This is a genomic window from Streptomyces sp. MZ04 (genome assembly GCF_004684775.1).
Lineage (GTDB): Bacteria > Actinomycetota > Actinomycetes > Streptomycetales > Streptomycetaceae > Streptomyces.
This window is the reverse complement of sequence record NZ_SRIC01000162.1, coordinates 1-18,743: the sequence shown is the minus strand read 5'-3', so window position 1 is coordinate 18,743 and position 18,743 is coordinate 1. Positions and strand designations below refer to the sequence as shown.

The window sequence follows — 18,743 nt, the reverse complement described above, 5'->3', positions numbered from 1 at the left end:
CCGCCACGGCTGTCATCACGACGGAAACCACCACGGTCACCCCCGCGATCGCCGCCGCGATCGTCACGCCTGTCATCGCGACGGTCATCCCGACGGAACCCACCACGGTCGCCACCGCGGCTGTCACCACGGCGGCCGCCGCCACAGCCGCCGCGAGCCCCATCACCGAGCGTCGAGTCAAAGTCGAGGAGTGTTGAGCCGAGGAGTGTCGAGTTGAAGCCGAGTCCGCGCCAGTCGCCGAAAAGTTCATGACTCCATGCTGATCTCGGCCCGCGCCCCTGACCATGTGGGAAATCCCGAGACTTCGCCGTGGGGGATTACCCCCACGGCCGCCCCCAGCCGACCCCCGTTCCCGGGCCGCCACCAGTCAGAAGGGCTACTCCCCCCGCCGCCGAATCTTGCTCCCCAGCCACACCAGCGGATCGTACTTCCGGTCAACCGCCCGTTCCTTCAAGGGAATCAGCGCATTGTCCGTGATCTTGATGCCCTCGGGGCAGACCTCCGTACAGCACTTGGTGATGTTGCAGTAGCCGAGCCCGTGTTCGTCCTGGGCGGTGCGCTTGCGGTCGAGGCCGGTCTCCGCCGCCGCGTCCAGCGGGTGCATGTCCAGCTCGGCGACCCGCATCAGGAAGCGCGGTCCAGCGAACGCCGTTTTGTTCTCCTCGTGGTCGCGCACGACATGGCAGGTGTCCTGGCACAGGAAGCACTCGATGCACTTGCGGAACTCCTGGGAGCGGTCCACGTCCTCCTGCATCATGCGGTACTCACCGGGACCGAGATCGGCGGGCGGCACGAAGGCCGGGATCTCGCGTGCCTTCGTGTAGTTGAAGCCGACGTCCGTCACCAGGTCCCGCACCACGGGGAAGGCCCGCAGCGGGGTCACCGTGATGACGTCGTCGCGCTCGAACACCGACATCCGCGTCATGCACATCAGCCGCGGCCGCCCGTTGATCTCCGCCGAGCACGAACCGCACTTGCCCGCCTTGCAGTTCCAGCGCACCGCCAGGTCGGGTGCCTGGGTGGCCTGGAGACGGTGGATGATGTCGAGGACGACCTCGCCGTCGTTGACCTCGACCTTGAAGTCCTCCAGGCCGCCGCCGCCGAGATCGCCGCGCCAGACCTTGAATTGCGCGTCGTACGAACTCACTCGTAGAGCTCCTCTTCAGCCAGGTACTTGACCAGCTCCTCCTTCTCGAAGAGAGCGAGCAAGTCGGGACGGATGGGCTCGGTCGTGACCCGCACCAGGTCGATCTGGCCGCGCACGGGATCCGTCGCCGCCAACCCACCTGTCGGATCGGCCAGTTGGCAGAGCAGATTCGCGCGGCGCCACTCGCGGTTCATCGCCGGATGGTCCTCGCGGGTGTGCCCGCCCCGGCTCTCCGTGCGCTCCAGGGCGGCACGCGCCACGCACTCGCTGACCAGGAGCATGTTGCGCAGATCGAGCGCGAGGTGCCAGCCGGGGTTGAACTGGCGGTGGCCCTCGACGCCCGCCCGGCGCGCCCGCACCCGCAGTTCGGCGAGCTTCTCCAGGGCCTGCTCCATCTCGGCCTCCCGGCGGATGATGCCGACCAGGTCGTTCATCGTCTGCTGGAGCTCCTGGTGGAGGGTGTACGGATTCTCCGGCGTCGCCCCGTCCTCGGGGCCCTCGGCGCTGAACGGCCGCAGCGCCTCGGCCGCCGCCGCGTCCACCTGCGCCTCGTCCACCTGGGGCCTGGCCCCGGAGAGTTCGGACGCGTGCCGCGCCGCGTGCAGCCCCGCGCGCCGCCCGAAGACCAGCAGGTCGGAGAGGGAGTTGCCGCCGAGCCGGTTGGAGCCGTGCATGCCGCCCGCCACCTCGCCGGCCGCGTACAGACCCGGCACGCGCTGTGCCGATGCCGTGTCCGATTCGACCGCGATGCCGCCCATCACGTAGTGACAGGTCGGCCCGACCTCCATCGCCTCGGCCGTGATGTCGACGTCCGCGAGCTCCTTGAACTGGTGGTACATGGACGGGAGCCGGCGCCGGATGACGTCGGCGGGCATCCGCGTCGACACGTCGAGGAAGACCCCGCCGTGCGGTGAGCCGCGGCCCGCCTTCACCTCGGAGTTGATGGCGCGCGCCACTTCGTCGCGCGGCAGCAGCTCAGGGGGGCGGCGGTTGTTGTCCGGATCCTCGTACCAGCGGTCGCCCTCCTCCTCCGACTGCGCGTACTTCTCCTTGAAGACGTCGGGTACGTAGTCGAACATGAACCGCTTGCCTTCGGAGTTGCGCAGTACGCCGCCGTCGCCCCGCACCGACTCGGTGACGAGGATGCCCTTCACCGACGGCGGCCAGACCATCCCCGTGGGGTGGAACTGCACGAACTCCATGTTCAGGAGGGGCGCCCCGGCGAGCAGGGCGAGCGCGTGGCCGTCGCCCGTGTACTCCCACGAGTTCGACGTCACCTTGAAGGACTTGCCGATGCCGCCGGTCGCCAGGACCACGCTCGGCGCCTCGAGCACGAAGAAGCGGCCGGACTCGCGGTCGTAGCAGAAGGTGCCGCTGACCCGGCCGCCCTCTCCGAAGACGCCGCTTTCCTCCTTGAGCACACGGGTGACGGTGCACTCCTGGAAGACCTTCAACCGCGCTTCGTGGTCGCCGAATTCACGCTCGTCCTCCTGCTGGAGGGAGACGATCTTCTGCTGGAGCGTACGGATCAGCTCCAGGCCCGTGCGGTCGCCGACATGCGCGAGGCGCGGATACTCATGGCCGCCGAAGTTGCGCTGGGAGATCCGCCCGTCCGCCGTACGGTCGAACAGGGCGCCCCAGGTCTCCAACTCCCAGACCCGGTCGGGTGCTTCACGCGCGTGCAGCTCGGCCATCCGCCACTGGTTGAGGAACTTTCCGCCGCGCAGGGTGTCGCGGAAGTGGACCTGCCAGTTGTCTCCGGAGTTCACATTGCCCATGGAGGCCGCGATGCCGCCCTCGGCCATCACCGTATGGGCCTTGCCGAACAGGGACTTGCAGATCACCGCGGTGCGGGCGCCCTGCTCACGTGCCTCGATCGCGGCCCGCAGGCCCGCTCCTCCGGCCCCTACGACGACAACGTCCCACTGCTGCCGCTCCACTTGAGACATCAGAAGAACCTCGGATCGTCGAAGGCGCCGGACGCGACCAGGTACACGTAGAAGTCGGCGAGCGCCACGCTCACCAGGGAGGTCCAGGCGAGCAGCATGTGGTGTTCGTTCAGTTTTCCAACCCACTGCCACATGCGGTACCGCACGGGATGCTTGGAGAAGTGTTTGAGCTGGCCGCCGACGATGTGCCGACAGGAGTGGCAGGAGAGGGTGTACGCCCAGATCAGCGCGATGTTGACCAGGAACACGAGTGTGCCGAGGCCCATATGGCCCCACTCGTAGTGCTCATCGCGGAACGCGAGCACGGTGTCGTACGTGAGGATGCCCGCCACCGGAACCGCCGCGTAGAAGAAGTAGCGGTGGATGTTCTGCAGGATCAGCGGGAATCGGGTCTCTCCGGAGTACTTCTTGTGCGGCTCGGCGACCGCGCAGGCGGGCGGTGACGCCCAGAAGCCGCGGTAGTAGGCCTTGCGGTAGTAGTAGCAGGTCATCCGGAAGCCGAGCGGGAAGATCAGGATCAGCAGGGCGGGGGACAGGCCCCACCAGCTGCCGAAGATCTCCCAGTTGGGCCCGCCCCGCATCGGCTCGCAGTTCTCGGCGAGGCACGGTGAGTAGAACGGGGAGACGTAGGGCGCCGCGTAGTAGTCCGCGTTCGCGAAGGCCCGCCAGGTCGCGTAGACGACGAAGGCGGAGAGCACGGCGGCCGTCGCGGCGGGCGCGAGCCACCAGCGGTCGGTCCGCAGATGGGCAGCGCTGATCGCGGCGCGCGTCTTCCCTCGTACGCCGCCGGGCTCCTGTTCGCTTTTCAGGTGGGGTTCTGTGCCAGTGGCCAACGAGGCTCGACTCCTTCGTCCGTCCTCCGGAGGTGGTGGGCAGGGAACTCAGGGGCAGGGAACTCAGGGGGCGTGGCGGTCCTTGGCCCCCAGGCCTTCGTCGTCCGAGTCCGTCCACAGCGAGTTGTCGTAGGGCTTCTCGGGGATGTGGACCAGGTCGGGTCGTTCCTGCGGCTGCCCGGCTGCCGCGCCGGGTGCCGTGGCGCGGAGCAGGGCGAAGCTCTCGCGCAGATGGTCGGTGTCGGTACGGACCCGGCGTACGTCGATGCCCTTCATCTCGGCACCGGAATGCTGCGCCAGCTTGTCGACGGTACGGACCAGCTCGTCGACGCATCGCTGAACGGCCGTCAGGTCATCCTGCAGAGCCATAACTTGCCCTCACTTCGGGTGTGCGGTGGCAACGCTCATGCGCCTGCGAGTGTTGCGCGTCACATCCGGCTTGGGAAGAGATCTGCATCGATTCGCGGCGCATACGCAACGAATGCGCCGGGTCACGCGCTGATGGGGGCCGACGCGCCGGACCCGGCGTCCGGATTGGGCCGCACGAGTGGCGTCCGAGTGCCGCCGCGCCGTGTCGCCGCCACTCGCCGTGCCGTGTCGCCTTGAGTGGAGCGATAGATGTGATCAACTCCATATCCCAACATACAGGAACAAACCCGGCATGGTCCTGGAGTGGGCGGCCGGGCGAGCCTCGGAGGTATCCGTCATGTCCCCAGACAGCGTCAGACTGAGATCTGCCGTGTTCCTCGCCACGGGCGTGCTGGCGCTGCCCGCCCTCGCCGCCTGCAGCTCCCAGGACGAGGCCGGCGCCCCGACCGCGGAGCAGGACGTCGCTCCCGCCGCACGGGATCTCGTCGCCGACGGGGGGACCATGAACTGGGCCGTCGACGCGGTGCCGGAAACCCTCAACTCCTTCCAGTCGGACGCTGATGCGGGCACCACGCGGATCGCCGGCGCGGTCCTGCCGTCGATGTACCGCCTGGACGCGCAGGGCAGGACGCAGCGCAACGAGGACTTCCTGGAGTCCGCGAAGGTCGTCGAGCGCGAGCCGAAGCAGGTCGTGCTCTACAAGCTGAACCAGCAGGCGGTGTGGAGCGACGGCCGGGAGATCGGCGCCGACGACTTCGCCGCGCAGCAGCGGGCGCTCTCCGGCAAGGACAGCGCGTACTGGACGGCACGCAACGCGGGCTACGACCGCATCGAGAAGATCGAGCGGGGCGCGAACAACCTGGAGGTGCGTGTCACCTTCGACAAGCCCTACGCGGACTGGCGTTCGCTCTTCTCGCCGCTGTACCCGAAGGAGGTCATGGGCACCCCTGACACCTTCAACGACGGGGCGCGGCGCAAGCTCAAGGTGACCGCGGGACCCTTCGCCGTCCAGGAGTTCGACCGCAAGGCGGGCGAGGTCACGCTGACCCGCAATCCGCGCTGGTGGGGCAGGCCCGCCAAGCTCTCCAAGGTGGTCCTGCGCGAGGTGCCGCGCGCCGAGCGGGCCGCCGCGCTCGCCGAGGGGAAGGTCGACCTCGCCGAGATCGACGCTCCGGAGGCGGGGCGCATCCTGAACGCCGCCCGCGACAAGGGCGTCCAGGGTCCGCTCGGCCACGGCCCCGAATCACAGCTCACCCCCGGCAAGGCGCTGCGCTCCTGGGCGATCGCCTACGGCTCCGACGAGGAGGCGGCCGACACCGAGCTGCGGGCCCGCGAGAAGACCGGCAAGGCGATCAAGAAGTACGCCGACGAACAGTCGGGCCTGCGCGGATACACCGTCCGCAAGTCCCTCGAACCGGCCTACACGCAGCTCGCCCTCAACGGCACCGAGGGCCCGCTCGCCGACGACCGGGTGCGCCGCGCGGTGGCCCGCGCCCTCGACCGCGATGCGATCGCCAAGGCGGTCCTGAGCCCCCTCGGCCTGCCCGCCGAGCCGGTCGGCAGCCACCTGGCCCTCGCCGGGCAGCAGGCGTACGCCGACAACAGCGGCGCCCTGGGTGACCAGGACACCACCGAGGCGCGGGCGCTGCTCGCGGACGCGGGGTGGGTACCGGGCGGCCCGCTGAAGGAGAAGTACGAGAAGAAGGAGAAGACGGCGGGCGCCGAGAAGGCGAAGTCCGGCTCGGAATCCGGGTCCGCTGACTCGGGCGACTCGGGCGACTCGGGCGACTCGGGCGACTCGGGCGACTCCGGCGACTCCGGCGACTCGGGCGACTCGGGCGACTCGGGCGACTCCAGCGACTCGGGCGACTCGGGCGACTCCAGCGACTCCGGCGACGGTACGTACATCGTCGGCGAGGACGACCAGAAGCCGGGCGACAGCGGCACCTCCGTGCTCGCGCCCGCGCCCGCGGCGGCGTACCAGCGGGCGGCGCTGACCCGTCAGGCGGCGTCCCTTACACCGCACCGCGAGGCGGACAAGGAGAAGAAGAAGGACCCCGGCGAGCACGCCAGGCAGCACAGCGACAAGCAGGCGAAGAAGGGCGGCGCTCCCGGTGCGTACGCCCCCAAGGGCACCGCCGCGCCTGCCGCGCCCGCCGCCCCGCCGGGCGGCCTCATGGCCAAGGACGGCAAGCCGCTCACGCTCCGCTTCGTCCTGCCTTCGGGCGAGGGTTCGGAGTCGCTGCGCACGGTGGCGGATCGTATCTCCAGGATGCTGGAGAAGATCGGCGTCCGTACGGAGACGGCGAAGGTCGCCGACGACAGCTACTTCAAGGACCACATCGCGTCCGGCCAGTACGACCTCGCCCTCTACTCCTGGCCCGCGTCGGCCTTCCCGGCCACGGACGCGCGCCCGATCTTCGCCAAGCCGGTACCGGCCGCGGACGGCTCGCTCAACGTCGAGCAGAACTACACGCGGGTCGGCACGGACCACATCGACCAGCTCTTCGACCAGGCGATGGGTGAGCTGGACGAGGACGAGAGCCGTTCCCTGGTCAGGAAGGCCGACGCCCGCATCTGGGCCGAGGCGGGCTCCATTCCCCTCTATCAGCGCCCCCAGCTGGTGGCGGCCCGCCCGAACCTGGCGAACGCCGGCGCGTTCGGCTTCCAGTCCCCGAACTACGAGGACATCGGCTTCCTGAAGCCGGGCGTGACGCCGGGCGTGAAGCCGGGCGTGAAGCCCTCGGGCAAGCCCGAGGCGAAGTGAGCCTGCCCTAACTACGCTCAGATTCCGCTCAACTCCCTTGCCCGCCGGCACTCCCGGCGGGCAAGGTCGTTTTCATCCACTGACCCGGGACCCCTGCCCCTTCCCCACGATCGGGTGACAACTCGACGACCCATCCCACGGGCGCGCCGCACCCCATAGCGTTGATGCTATGACGTGGGGTACCGTCGAACTCGAGCCGGAAGTCGCTGCGTGGCTGTCCGGGCTCGACGACAAACGCTGGGCGCAAGCCCTCATGCACCTCGACCTGCTCGAACAGCGCGGAGTCCTCCTCGACGAGCCGTACACGCGCCAGCTCGACGGCAAGCTCAGAGAGCTGCGCTTCTACTGCGGAGGTGAGCGGATCCGTGTCACCTACTGGATCGCCCCGGGCCGCCGCATGATCATGCTCACGGTGTTCCCCAAGACACGCGTGCGTGAGTTCGCCGAGGTCGAGCGGGCGCGTCAGGCGATGAAGCGCTGTCAGGAAGAAGGGCACACCGTGGACGAGGAGGAGTCGTGACTCAGACCAGGCGCACCAGCCTCGCCGGCGCGCGTGCGGCGCGGGCCCTCACGCCCGAGATCGAGGAGGAGTACGCCGCCGCGCGACTCCGCTTCGTGCTCGCGGAGGCCGTCCGCAAGCAGCGGCAGGACCTGGGGCTCTCGCAGAGCGAGCTCGGGCGCAGAGCCGGGATGACGCAGTCGGCAGTCGCACGCTTCGAGGGCGGCGGCACCGTGCCGACGATTCCGGTGCTCGACCGGCTGGCCCGCGCGCTCGACCTTGAGCTGCGCGTGGAGCTGGCGCCGCACGCCGAGAGCGCCTAGTACGGCGGTAAAACCCCTGGTCAAGCCCACTGCAAGGGTCCCGAGCAGGCCATCCCCGCGTGGGCCACGTAGACTGGGGTGAGGCCGTGGCGTGTTCTGCCCGGCAGGGCACGCGTACCGGACCGTACGCGCCGCCGTCCACTCTTCCCGGGAGAAGCGCAGCTCGTATGCCCACGCGCCATGACATTCGTAACGTCGCCATCGTCGCCCACGTCGACCACGGCAAGACGACCATTGTCGATGCCATGCTCAAGCAGGCCGGTGCCTTCGCCGCGCACGCCGCTGAGTCGCTCGACGACCGCATGATGGACTCGAACGACCTGGAGCGTGAGAAGGGCATCACGATCCTGGCCAAGAACACGGCCGTGAAGTACCACCCCAAGGATGGCGGCGACGTCATCACCATCAACATCATCGACACCCCCGGCCACGCCGACTTCGGTGGTGAGGTCGAGCGCGGCCTGTCGATGGTGGACGCGGTCGTCCTCCTCGTGGACGCCTCCGAGGGTCCGCTGCCGCAGACCCGCTTCGTGCTCCGCAAGGCCCTCCAGGCCCGGATGCCGGTCATCCTCTGCATCAACAAGACCGACCGCCCGGACTCCCGGATCGACGAGGTCGTCAACGAGACGTACGACCTCTTCCTCGACCTGGACGCCGACGAGGACCAGATCGAGTTCCCGATCGTCTACGCCTGTGGTCGTGACGGCATCGCCTCGCTGACCAAGCCGGAGGACGGCACCGTCCCGGCGGACAGCGACAGCCTGGAGCCGTTCTTCTCCACGATCCTGGAGCACGTCCCCGCTCCGGAGTACGACGAGGAGGCGCCGCTCCAGGCCCACGTCACCAACCTGGACGCGGACAACTTCCTCGGCCGTATCGCGCTCTGCCGCGTCGAGCAGGGCGAGCTGCGCAAGGGCCAGACCGTCACGTGGATCAAGCGCGACGGCACCCAGTCCAACGTCCGCATCACCGAGCTGATGATGACCGAGGCGCTCACCCGCAAGCCCGCCGACAAGGCGGGCCCGGGCGACATCTGCGCCATCGCCGGTATCGGGGACATCATGATCGGCGAGACCCTCGCCGACCCCGAGAACCCGATCGCGCTGCCGCTGATCACGGTCGACGAGCCGGCGATCTCCATGACCATCGGTACGAACACCTCGCCGCTGGTCGGCAAGGGCGGCAAGGGCCACAAGGTCACCGCCCGCCAGGTGAAGGACCGCCTGGACAAGGAGCTCATCGGTAACGTCTCGCTCCGTGTCCTGGACACCGAGCGCCCCGACGCCTGGGAGGTCCAGGGCCGCGGCGAGCTCGCCCTGGCGATCCTGGTCGAGCAGATGCGCCGCGAGGGCTTCGAGCTCACCGTCGGCAAGCCCGAGGTCGTCACCAAGCAGATCGACGGCAAGACGCACGAGCCGATCGAGCGCATGACGATCGACTCGCCCGAGGAGCACCTCGGCGCCATCACGCAGCTGATGGCGACCCGCAAGGGTCGCATGGAGACGATGACGAACCACGGTTCGGGCTGGATCCGCATGGAGTGGATCGTTCCGTCGCGTGGCCTCATCGGCTTCCGTACGGAGTTCCTGACGCAGACCCGCGGCACCGGCATCGCGCACTCGATCTTCGAGGGGCACGAGCCGTGGTTCGGCGACCTGCGCACCCGTCACAACGGCTCGCTGGTCGCGGACCGTTCGGGTTCGGTCACGCCGTTCGCGATGGTCAACCTCCAGGAGCGCGGTGTCATCTTCACCGAGGCCGGCACCGAGGTGTACGAGGGCATGATCGTCGGTGAGAACTCGCGCGCCGACGACATGGACGTGAACATCACCAAGGAGAAGAAGCTCACCAACATGCGTGCGGCTTCCGCGGACACGACCGAGAACGTCGTCCCGGCCCGCAAGCTCTCCCTGGAGCAGTCCCTGGAGTTCTGCCGCGACGACGAGTGCATCGAGGTGACCCCGGAGACCGTGCGTATCCGCAAGGTCGTCCTGGACCAGAAGCAGCGTGGCCGCAGCGCTTCGCGCGCCAAGCACGGCTAACAGCTCCGCACTGTTGGCGCGTGTGCCGACAGTACGTTCCAGGGTCCGGCCCTGCACGAGGTTCGTGCGGGGCCGGACTTCTGCGTTTGTGTACGCAACGGGTACGGCGGGTGAACGCCCCTTTGCAATGAACTGATGTGATGTCGCTCGCTGCTGGCGAGGCTGACAGTAGGTGCAATGCGTGCGTCATTCGAAGGGGCTGCCCGTGGGACCTCATGTTTCGCTCAACATCATGGACATGTCGTGATCGTGGCAAATAAGTTGATGACGGCTCGTCAAATGACGGGCCGTAGCTGGTGGAAGCACTCGCGTGTGCTTCCACCTGGGTTACGGGGAGCTTCAAATGACCAAGAGGCTGACTGCGGCAGTGGCTGCGACGGGGGCTGCCGCTTCTTTGCTGGTTGTTCTGCCGGCGTCCTCGGCGAGCGCCAAACCGATTGTCTGTGAACGCGGCCACCGATCTGTCCAGTACACCGGCACGTCGAAGGGGTGGGTCGTCACGCACAAGGACGGGCTCCACATCCCGAAGGGTGGCCAGGGATGGGTGACCGAGAAGGTGGAGAAGGAGCGGGCGCTCATGGCTTCGGTCACGGTGACGGCCGGGTCCAAGGTGAAGGTTGGTGTGCTTGCGAAGCTCGAGGCCGAAGTTGGGATCGAACTCAAGGGGCAGGGTGAGTGGACTACTCGCAAGTCCCGTGAGGTGAAGATCAAGGTGACGAAGCCCGGCCGGTATGTCTTCTACTCGGGGGTGAAGAAGGCGTCCGGCGTGTACAGGTCCAGGGTCTGCAACAACCGTGGCGACGGGTTCCGCCGCTGGAGCAGCTGGGGTCACGCGAAGAGCTGGGACTTCGAGCGTAAGGGTGCGGTGCGCTGCAAGGACAGTTACTCGCGCAAGTCCCTTGAGGGCAAGGTCAAGCGCACGTACTGCTGATCTGGACGGGGCTGGGGGCGAAACCCGAACGAGCCCACATCGGTAGACGATGGGCCCGGCATCCTGCAGGATGCCGGGCCCATCGTTGTCTGTCCGGGGCGCGTCTGAGCGAGTCGGCCCAGTTGCTGCGCCGCGTCGGCGCACAGTCCTGGAGGGAGATCGCGGCCCAACTGTCCAATCCGGGACGTTACGCAACCACTTTTCCCTGCTCGGTGCCCGGAATTCGGACACGACTGACCGCTAGATGTGTAACACGTCCGTTTCGCAACCATCTATCTCGGATCAGTTTGTCCGGATTTTGGAAGTTGTACGCACCAGGTGTGATTGAACCGAGACCAAAAGACTGTGGTCGACCGGTACCTCATGGCTAATAGTTGACCGCGTATAGCTCGGGTCAATGGGTCACGCGCTGTGGGGAGCACGGACTCACGAGCACACTGGGGTACGTCGATCTTCGCCGTCAGGGGTGTCGGCGCGGTTTCTCGTACCCCCTCTTGTAGTGAACAAGTGGACTCATGAGGAGGAACCCCATGCGTGGTGCCAAGAGCGCCAAGTGGGTCGCGATAGCCGGTGTTGTGGCGCTGGCGGCCACCGCCTGTGGTGGCGGCGACAGTGGCAGCAGCGACGACAACCGGGCTGTCGACAAGGACGGCATCTTCGTGTACTCGGGCGGTGAGCCGCAGAACCCGCTGCAGCCCGCCAACACGAAGGAGGCGTACGGCAGCGATGTCATCCGCTCCCTCTTCTCCCAGCTGGTCGGCTACAAGAACGACACCGGCGAACTGACCTATGTGAACGCCGAGTCGGTCACCCCCGACAAGTCCAACAAGGTCTGGACGGTGAAGCTCAAGCCGGGCTGGAAGTTCCACAACGGCGAGACGGTCACCGCCAAGTCGTACGTAGACGCATGGAACTGGGCGGCTGACGTCAAGAACAACCAGGTCAACAGCTCCTGGTTTGCCGACATCCAGGGCTTCGAAGACGTTCACCCCGCGAAGGGGAAGCCGAAGACCAGCAAGATGTCCGGCCTGAAGGTCGTGGACGACAACACGTTCTCGATCACGCTGAACACGGGCATCCCGTACTACGCCTTCAAGCTCGGCTACGACGTGTTCTCCCCGCTGCCCGCGGGCTTCTTCAAGGACCCGAAGGGCTTCGGCGAGAAGCCGGTCGGCAACGGCGCCTACAAGTTCGCCTCGTGGGACCACAAGAAGGCGATCAACGTCACGCGGTTCGACGGCTACAAGGGCCCGGACAAGGCCAAGAACGGCGGGGTCACCTTCAAGAACTACGCGTCGCCCGATGGCGCGTACAAGGACCTGGTGTCCAACAACGTCGACTCGATGCCCCAGATCCCCGATGGTGAGCTGGCCAACTATCAGAGCGACCTGGGTGATCGTGCGATCAACCAGGATTACGCGATGATCCAGACGATCAACCCCGCCTTCTACACGAAGCAGTGGAAGGGCGTCGACAACCGGGTCATTCAGGGCCTGTCGATGGCGATCGACCGCGAAACGATCATCGAGACCGTCCTGAGCAAGACCCGGGAGCCTGCGACGGGTTGGGTCGCCAAGAACGTCCAGGGCTACAAGGCCGGCGCCTGTGGCGAGTTCTGCAAGTTCAACCCGAAGAAAGCCAAGCAGCTCATCAAGTCGGGCGGCGGCGTTCCGGGCAACAAGATCTCCATCCAGTACAACGCCGACCAGCCCCACAAGGGCTGGGTCACCGCGGTCTGCAACAGCATCACGCAGGAGACCGGCGTGAAGTGTGTGGGCGACCCGAAGACCGACTTCCAGGCGGACACGCAGACGCGCGACGCCAAGAAGGTCAAGTCGTTCTACCGCTCCGGCTGGGTGCTCGACTACCCGTTCAACGGCAACTTCCTGCGCGACCTCTACGGCACCGGCGTCGCCGGTAACCAGGGCGGCTACTCGAACAAGAAGTTCGACGAGCTGACGAAGAAGGCGGACGCGGCTCCGACCACCGAGGAGTCCGCGAAGCTGTACCAGCAGGCCGAGGAGTCCCTCCAGGGCAACATGCCCGGCATCCCGCTGTGGTACGGCAAGCTGCAGGCCGGTCGTTCCGAGAACGTGAAGAACGTTCACTTCGACCAGCAGGGCAGCCCGATCTTCACCGACGTCGAGGTGTTCAAGAAGTAGTCGCGCGGCTCGACCTGTGGGGGCGTCCGGAGATCCTGGCCGCCCCCACGGGCCAGCCACGCTCAGGACGGAGGCACCTATGGGGCGCTATGTCGCGCGGCGACTGCTCCAGATGATCCCGGTCTTCATCGGGACCACACTTCTCATTTTCTTGATGGTCAACGTGCTCCCCGGCGATCCCGTACGGGCGCTGTGGGGAGACAAGCCGCCGGACCCGACACAGATGGCGGCCATCCGCCATCAGCGCGGCCTCGACCTCCCGCTGTGGCAGCAGTATCTCCACTACATGAAGAACCTGCTGACCGGTGATCTCGGTACCAACATGGGTGGTCGGCCCGTCGGCGACATCCTTGCGCAGGCCTTCCCGGTCACCGTGCGCCTCGCGCTCATCGCGTTTGGTATCGAGCTGGTTCTCGGCATCGCTCTTGGCATGCTCGCGGGCGTGCGCCGTGGCCGTGTCGTGGACACCTTGATCCTCGTCTTCACGCTGCTGGTCATCTCGGTGCCGGTCTTCGTGCTCGGCTTCGTCTTCCAGACAATCTTCGGACTCCAACTGGAGTGGGTCTCGCCCACGGTCCAGGACGCGACTGATCCCACCGAGCTCATCCTTCCCGCTGCTGTGCTTGGCTCGCTCTCGCTCGCCTATGTGGCACGACTGACCCGAACGAGCATCGCGGAGAACCTGCGCGCCGACTACATCCGCACAGCGGTCGCCAAGGGCCTGCCCAAGAGCCGGATCATGACCCGGCACTTGCTGCGCAACTCGTTGATCCCGGTGGTGACTTTCCTCGGCACCGACATCGGCACCTTGATGGGTGGTGCTGTAGTCACCGAAGGCATCTTCAACGTGCCGGGCATCGGAAACACGCTGTTTGACGCGCTAGCACGCCGCGAAGGCCAGGTCATCGTCGGCACCGTGACCATCCTCGTGCTCGTCTACCTGGCCGCGAGCCTCATCGTCGACCTGCTTTACGCGGTCCTGGACCCGAGGATCCGTTATGCCTGATGCCACCAAGACTTCCAAGCCGGCCAGTGTGATCGATGCGTCACCGGCAGGCCAGACGGCGTCGGCGGATGCTGCAGGCCCGGCGCCGGGCAAGCCCCGCTCGCTTGCTGCGGATGCCTGGCGGGATCTGCGCCGCAACCCGTTCTTCGTGGTCTCCGGTCTGCTCATCCTGCTCATCCTGGCCATCTCGCTCTGGCCGGGTTTCTTCACGGGAGCCGACCCGGCCAAGGGAGACCTGCGCAACCACTTCTTGCAGAAGCCGAGTTACAGCCATGTCTTCCAGGACGACTGGTTCGGATATGACGGTCAGGGCCGCTCCATCTATGCCCGAGTGATCTACGGAGCCCGCAACTCCGTCACCGTCGGCGTTTGCGTCACTCTCGCCGTCACCGTCATCGGTTCCATCTTCGGCATGCTCGCCGGCTACTTCGGAGGCTTCTGGGACGCGGTCATCTCGCGCCTGACGGATGTCTTCTTCGGCGTCCCGTTTCTGCTGGGCACGATGGTCGTGATGAACTCCGTGACCAACCGTTCGGTGTGGACCGTGGTGGGCGCCCTGACGCTGCTTGGCTGGACGCAGATCACCCGCGTCATGCGCGGTGCTGTGATCACCACCAAGCAGTCCGACTACGTAGTGGCTGCCAAGGCGCTCGGCGCGAGCACTCGTAGGATTCTGGTCCGGCATATCCTGCCGAACGCGGCGGCACCTGTGATCGTCGTCGCGACGATCGCGCTCGGTGGCTACATCACGGCCGAGGCGACCCTGTCCTTCTTGGGCATGGGCCTGTCGGACGACGCGATCTCCTGGGGCGGTGACATCTCGGATGCCTCCAAGCAGCTCCGGAACAACCCGCACATCCTGTTCTTCCCGGCCGGCATGCTCAGCCTGACGGTTCTGGCCTTCATCATGCTCGGCGACGCTGTGCGCGACGCCCTCGACCCCAAGCTGCGCTGAGGGAGACGTACACGTGACCACTATCGAGAAATCGGCCGACGTACCTGCCCCGCGCGGCGCTGGAGACGCCAGCCCGCTGCTCGAAGTCCGGGACTTGCATGTCGAGTTCCACACCCGTGAGGGTGTAGCCAAGGCCGTCAACGGCGTCAATTACACCGTGGCTGCAGGCGAGACGCTCGCCGTGCTGGGGGAGTCCGGCTCTGGCAAGTCCGTTACGGCGCAGGCCATCATGGGCATCCTCGACATGCCCCCGGGACGTATCCCCAAGGGTGAGGTCCTCTTCCGGGGCGAGGACATGCTGAAGATGCCCAATGAAGAGCGGAGGAAGATCCGGGGACGCAAGATCGCCATGATCTTCCAAGACGCGCTCAGCTCCCTGAACCCGGTGCTCAGCGTCGGCTATCAACTGGGCGAGATGTTCCGCGTCCACCAGGGCCTGAGCCGCAAGGAGGCCAAGGCCAAGTCGATCGAGCTGATGGATCGGGTCAAGATTCCTGCGGCCAGGCAGCGGGTGGATGACTTTCCCCACCAGTTCTCCGGCGGCATGCGCCAGCGCATCATGATCGCGATGGCGCTCGCCCTGGAGCCTGACCTGATCATCGCGGACGAGCCCACCACGGCGCTCGACGTGACGGTCCAGGCGCAGGTCATGGACCTCCTCGCCGAGCTGCAGCGCGAGTACAACATGGGCCTGATCCTGATCACCCACGACCTGGGTGTGGTCGCGGACGTGGCCGACAAGATCGCGGTCATGTACGCGGGCCGGATCGTCGAGACGGCCCCGGTGCACGAGCTCTACAAGCGCCCCGCGCACCCGTACACGCGCGGCCTGCTCGAGTCGATCCCGCGGCTCGACCAGAAGGGCCAGGAGCTCTACGCGATCAAGGGCCTGCCGCCCAACCTGCTGCACGTCCCGTCCGGTTGCGCGTTCAACCCGCGCTGCCCCAAGGCGCAGGACATCTGCCGTACGGACATCCCGGCCCTGCTGCCGGTGAGCGAGCAGGACGGCGCGGAGCTGCCGGGCCGCGGCAGCGCGTGCCACTTCTGGAAGGAGACGATCCATGGCTGAGCCGACGAAGGCTTCGAAGCTCTCGAAGACGGACGAGCCCGCCGACGCCACCCCGAACGTCTCCGAGGTGGAAACGGTCGACGCGGCCACCGCCGAAGAGGCCGTAGCCGCGATCGAGGCGCCGGTCGAGCGCGGCGAGCCGATCCTCCAGGTCCGCAACCTGGTCAAGCACTTCCCTCTCACCCAGGGAATCCTGATCAAGAAGCAGATCGGCGCGGTCAAGGCGGTCGACGGCATCTCCTTCGACCTCTACCAGGGCGAGACCCTCGGCATCGTGGGCGAGTCCGGCTGCGGCAAGTCCACGGTCGCGAAACTGCTCATGACCCTGGAGCGCGCCACGGCGGGCGAGGTCTTCTACAAGGGCCAGGACATCACCAAGCTTTCGGGGCGCGCCCTGAAGGCGGTCCGCCGCAACATCCAGATGGTGTTCCAGGACCCGTACACGTCCCTGAACCCCCGTATGACGGTGGGCGACATCATCGGGGAGCCCTTCGAGATCCACCCCGAGGTGGCTCCCAAGGGCTCGCGCCGCCAGAAGGTCCAGGACCTTCTGGACGTGGTGGGCCTGAACCCGGAGTACATCAACCGCTACCCGCACCAGTTCTCGGGCGGCCAGCGCCAGCGCATCGGCATCGCGCGCGGCCTGGCCCTGAACCCCGAGATCATCATCTGCGACGAGCCGGTCTCGGCGCTCGATGTGTCGGTGCAGGCACAGGTCATCAACCTGATGGGGAAGCTGCAGGACGAGTTCAACCTCTCCTACCTCTTCATCGCGCACGACCTGTCGATCGTCCGGCACATCTCGGACCGCGTAGGCGTGATGTACCTCGGCAAGATGGCGGAGATCGGCTCCGACGAGCAGATCTACGAGCACCCGACGCACCCGTACACGCAGGCGCTGCTCTCCGCGGTGCCGGTGCCGGACCCGGAGGCTCGTGAGGGCCGCGAGCGCATCATCCTGACCGGTGATGTGCCGTCCCCGGCGAATCCCCCCTCCGGCTGCCGCTTCCGCACCCGCTGCTGGAAGGCGGAGGCGAAGTGCGCGGAGGAGACCCCGCTGCTCGCGATCCCGCAGCGGTTCGCGGGGCAGGACACTCCGGCGGCGCATGAGTCGGCGTGCCACTTCGCGGAGGAGAAGGACGTCGTGCACGCGGCATGACTTCTTTGAGCGTATGACTTCGCCCCGCCGAACGAAGAGTTCGGCGGGGCGAAGTCTATGTATGAGTCCGGGACTACCGGTTGGGCTTGAGGTAGAAGTAGAGCTCGGACATCGGGTGGCACCACGTGGGCTCGTTGGCGCCCGCGATTTGCACCATGAGCTTGAAGTCGAGCGGCTTGTTCTTGGAGAACTTGACGGTCTTGTTGATCTTGTAAGTCCGCCAGTGAGAACCCTTTGAGATGTACCACCCATTTGCCTTCAGCCAACGCTGCCGGTGATTGCCGTCGTGTACATAGGCCGAACCGACATGCAGTTCGCGCTCGTTGTAGTAGCGCACCTTGATGGTCTTGACCCGCGCGGAGCTGCGAGTCACCTTCCCGAGGTTCCAGATCACCTTCTCCATGGTGGAGGCGTGAGGCTTGCACTCGGGGTAAATATTCTTGTAGTAGCCGATGTTGGCTGAGTGGACCTTCTGGCCGCGGCTCTGGACCTTGGCCTTGCTTACGGTCCCGGAAGGTATCTCCCGCTGGACGGACACGCTACCCGCAGTGTCTTCATTACGCTCCTCGACCCCAGACGCAGGCCCGGCCGCAGCGAGGGTTCCCGCTGCCATTGCCGTGGCGGCCATCAAGGACGCGGTCGTTCGTGCGCGCATGTGTCTCCCCGTTTTCAGTTACTTGGTGCTCAAGTGTTTTTACGGTCAGCGATCAAGCTAGGCGCCAAAGTAGCTGTTGAGCCAGAGAGTTGAGGGAAAACTGAGGTCGTGCTGGAAAAGCCCCCTGTAACGTCCTCGCCTCGCCAGGAGTGTCCTAGTCAAGAACAGGCGACGAGTGACCCAGCAAAGGGACGGAACGGCGGCGATGGCTCAGCAGCCAGAGGCAGAGGGCGAGTTCGACGCCTTCTACGCCGCCACGGCCAAACGTCCTGTCGCCACGGTCTATGCGATAACCGGCGATCTGGCGGAGGCGGAGGACGCGGTGCAGGAGGCGTATGTACGCGCGTGGCAGCGGTGGGAACGCTGGCGCGGGAGGGGGATCCGCTGCCGTGGGTGCGGACGGTGACTTCGCGTCTGGCGATCAGCACCTGGCGCAGGACGCGGAACCGCGTGCGGGCCCATTTCCGCCACGGAGCCGCGGCCGACGTGCACGAACTGTCGGCGGACCGCGTGGCGTTGTTGGAGGCGCTGCGTGAACTGCCGCAGCAGCAGCGCCAGGCGGTGGTCCTGCATCACCTCCTGGACCTCCCGGTAGAACAGGTCGCCCAGGAGACGGGCACCTCCAACGGAGCGGTCCGCACCCGGCTGAGCCGGGCCCGCAAGGCGCTGGGGAGCGCCTGACCGACACGACTGCATTCACCGGGGAAGGGGCGGCCCACCATGGCTGAGGTCGAGGAACTCCTGGACGACGTTACGGTACGGATGCCGAGCGGGGCGGAGTTGCGGGCGCGGGGGCGTCGGCGGACGGTCCGGCGCCGGGTCGCTGTGGCTGCGGCGGTCACGGCGATGGTGGCGGGGGCGGTGACGTGGGTAGCGA

The 18,743-nt window shown here is 66.8% G+C and carries 18 protein-coding genes; 13 read left to right on the top strand and 5 right to left on the bottom strand.

Features of this window, described 5'->3' with window-relative positions:
• The coding region (locus E2651_RS44170; RefSeq protein WP_209446261.1) for a hypothetical protein at positions 1-197 on the top strand (197 nt) is incomplete at its 5' end.
• Positions 198-376: 179 nt separating this feature from the next.
• Here E2651_RS44170 and E2651_RS27815 read toward each other — a convergent pair.
• The 4 genes from E2651_RS27815 to E2651_RS27800 form a co-directional block, all read right to left on the bottom strand.
• Positions 377-1,147: a succinate dehydrogenase/fumarate reductase iron-sulfur subunit gene (locus E2651_RS27815; RefSeq protein WP_135333986.1), complete on the bottom strand. Its 771-nt coding sequence runs from the start codon at positions 1,145-1,147 to the stop codon at positions 377-379.
• The gene (locus E2651_RS27810) at positions 1,144-3,096 is read right to left on the bottom strand and encodes a fumarate reductase/succinate dehydrogenase flavoprotein subunit (protein ID WP_135333985.1); all 1,953 of its coding nucleotides are present in this window, start codon (positions 3,094-3,096) and stop codon (positions 1,144-1,146) included. The genes E2651_RS27815 and E2651_RS27810 overlap by 4 nt, the downstream gene beginning before the upstream one ends.
• Positions 3,096-3,929, bottom strand: coding sequence for a hypothetical protein (locus tag E2651_RS27805; protein WP_135333984.1), 834 nt, complete (start codon positions 3,927-3,929; stop codon positions 3,096-3,098). Before E2651_RS27805 ends, E2651_RS27810 begins: the two co-directional genes overlap by 1 nt.
• Positions 3,930-3,992: 63 nt before the next feature.
• The gene (locus tag E2651_RS27800) at positions 3,993-4,298 is read right to left on the bottom strand and encodes a hypothetical protein (RefSeq protein ID WP_135333983.1); all 306 of its coding nucleotides are present in this window, start codon (positions 4,296-4,298) and stop codon (positions 3,993-3,995) included.
• A gap of 337 nt (positions 4,299-4,635) precedes the next feature.
• Between E2651_RS27800 and E2651_RS27795 the strand changes: the two genes are divergently transcribed.
• The 10 genes from E2651_RS27795 (at position 4,636) to E2651_RS27750 (ending at position 17,211) form a co-directional block, all read left to right on the top strand.
• Positions 4,636-7,065, top strand: a complete 2,430-nt coding sequence (locus tag E2651_RS27795) for an ABC transporter family substrate-binding protein (protein WP_135333982.1) — start codon at positions 4,636-4,638, stop codon at positions 7,063-7,065.
• A gap of 169 nt (positions 7,066-7,234) precedes the next feature.
• On the top strand, positions 7,235-7,585 hold the full coding sequence (locus E2651_RS27790; RefSeq protein WP_135333981.1) for a type II toxin-antitoxin system RelE/ParE family toxin: 351 nt from the start codon (positions 7,235-7,237) through the stop codon (positions 7,583-7,585).
• Entirely contained in the window at positions 7,582-7,887 is a 306-nt protein-coding gene (locus tag E2651_RS27785) for a helix-turn-helix transcriptional regulator (protein WP_135333980.1), read from the top strand. The genes E2651_RS27790 and E2651_RS27785 overlap by 4 nt, the downstream gene beginning before the upstream one ends.
• A gap of 167 nt (positions 7,888-8,054) precedes the next feature.
• Positions 8,055-9,929 (top strand): translational GTPase TypA, encoded by a 1,875-nt coding sequence (gene typA, locus E2651_RS27780; protein ID WP_135333979.1) that lies wholly within the window; start codon positions 8,055-8,057, stop codon positions 9,927-9,929.
• A 343-nt stretch (positions 9,930-10,272) separates the two neighbouring features.
• A complete protein-coding gene (locus E2651_RS27775) occupies positions 10,273-10,860 on the top strand; it encodes a hypothetical protein (RefSeq protein WP_135333978.1) in 588 nt (195 codons plus the stop codon).
• A gap of 530 nt (positions 10,861-11,390) precedes the next feature.
• A complete protein-coding gene (locus tag E2651_RS27770; RefSeq protein ID WP_135333977.1) occupies positions 11,391-13,022 on the top strand; it encodes an ABC transporter substrate-binding protein in 1,632 nt (543 codons plus the stop codon).
• Positions 13,023-13,101: 79 nt separating this feature from the next.
• Positions 13,102-14,028: an ABC transporter permease gene (locus E2651_RS27765; protein ID WP_135333976.1), complete on the top strand. Its 927-nt coding sequence runs from the start codon at positions 13,102-13,104 to the stop codon at positions 14,026-14,028.
• The gene (locus tag E2651_RS27760) at positions 14,021-14,983 is read left to right on the top strand and encodes an ABC transporter permease (RefSeq protein WP_135333975.1); all 963 of its coding nucleotides are present in this window, start codon (positions 14,021-14,023) and stop codon (positions 14,981-14,983) included. The genes E2651_RS27765 and E2651_RS27760 overlap by 8 nt, the downstream gene beginning before the upstream one ends.
• Before the next feature lie 13 nt (positions 14,984-14,996).
• Positions 14,997-16,052 carry an ABC transporter ATP-binding protein gene (locus E2651_RS27755; protein WP_135333974.1) on the top strand — a complete coding sequence of 352 codons (1,056 nt, stop codon included), beginning with the start codon at positions 14,997-14,999 and terminating at the stop codon, positions 16,050-16,052.
• A complete protein-coding gene (locus tag E2651_RS27750; protein WP_135333973.1) occupies positions 16,045-17,211 on the top strand; it encodes a dipeptide ABC transporter ATP-binding protein in 1,167 nt (388 codons plus the stop codon). The genes E2651_RS27755 and E2651_RS27750 overlap by 8 nt, the downstream gene beginning before the upstream one ends.
• Before the next feature lie 73 nt (positions 17,212-17,284).
• Here E2651_RS27750 and E2651_RS27745 read toward each other — a convergent pair whose 3' ends face one another.
• The gene (locus tag E2651_RS27745) at positions 17,285-17,866 is read right to left on the bottom strand and encodes a hypothetical protein (protein ID WP_135333972.1); all 582 of its coding nucleotides are present in this window, start codon (positions 17,864-17,866) and stop codon (positions 17,285-17,287) included.
• A 205-nt stretch (positions 17,867-18,071) separates the two neighbouring features.
• On the opposite strand from E2651_RS27745, the gene E2651_RS45520 reads away from it, so the two are divergent.
• Positions 18,072-18,272: a sigma factor gene (locus E2651_RS45520; RefSeq protein ID WP_245239276.1), complete on the top strand. Its 201-nt coding sequence runs from the start codon at positions 18,072-18,074 to the stop codon at positions 18,270-18,272.
• Positions 18,269-18,547, top strand: a complete 279-nt coding sequence (locus E2651_RS45515) for a sigma-70 family RNA polymerase sigma factor (RefSeq protein WP_245239275.1) — start codon at positions 18,269-18,271, stop codon at positions 18,545-18,547. The genes E2651_RS45520 and E2651_RS45515 overlap by 4 nt, the downstream gene beginning before the upstream one ends.
• Positions 18,548-18,743: the final 196 nt, after the last annotated feature.

Bases quoted from the DNA above. Each gene is read 5' to 3' on its own strand.
- E2651_RS27810 (WP_135333985.1), bottom strand. From the start codon at position 3,096: ATGTCTCAAGTGGAGCGGCAGCAGTGGGACGTTGTCGTCGTAGGGGCC.
- E2651_RS27800 (WP_135333983.1), bottom strand. From the start codon at position 4,298: ATGGCTCTGCAGGATGACCTGACGGCCGTTCAGCGATGCGTCGACGAG.
- E2651_RS27795 (WP_135333982.1), top strand. From the start codon at position 4,636: ATGTCCCCAGACAGCGTCAGACTGAGATCTGCCGTGTTCCTCGCCACG.
- E2651_RS27790 (WP_135333981.1), top strand. From the start codon at position 7,235: ATGACGTGGGGTACCGTCGAACTCGAGCCGGAAGTCGCTGCGTGGCTG.
- typA (WP_135333979.1), top strand. From the start codon at position 8,055: ATGCCCACGCGCCATGACATTCGTAACGTCGCCATCGTCGCCCACGTC.
- E2651_RS27775 (WP_135333978.1), top strand. From the start codon at position 10,273: ATGACCAAGAGGCTGACTGCGGCAGTGGCTGCGACGGGGGCTGCCGCT.
- E2651_RS27770 (WP_135333977.1), top strand. From the start codon at position 11,391: ATGCGTGGTGCCAAGAGCGCCAAGTGGGTCGCGATAGCCGGTGTTGTG.
- E2651_RS27765 (WP_135333976.1), top strand. From the start codon at position 13,102: ATGGGGCGCTATGTCGCGCGGCGACTGCTCCAGATGATCCCGGTCTTC.
- E2651_RS27760 (WP_135333975.1), top strand. From the start codon at position 14,021: ATGCCTGATGCCACCAAGACTTCCAAGCCGGCCAGTGTGATCGATGCG.
- E2651_RS27750 (WP_135333973.1), top strand. From the start codon at position 16,045: ATGGCTGAGCCGACGAAGGCTTCGAAGCTCTCGAAGACGGACGAGCCC.
- E2651_RS27745 (WP_135333972.1), bottom strand. From the start codon at position 17,866: ATGCGCGCACGAACGACCGCGTCCTTGATGGCCGCCACGGCAATGGCA.
- E2651_RS45520 (WP_245239276.1), top strand. From the start codon at position 18,072: ATGGCTCAGCAGCCAGAGGCAGAGGGCGAGTTCGACGCCTTCTACGCC.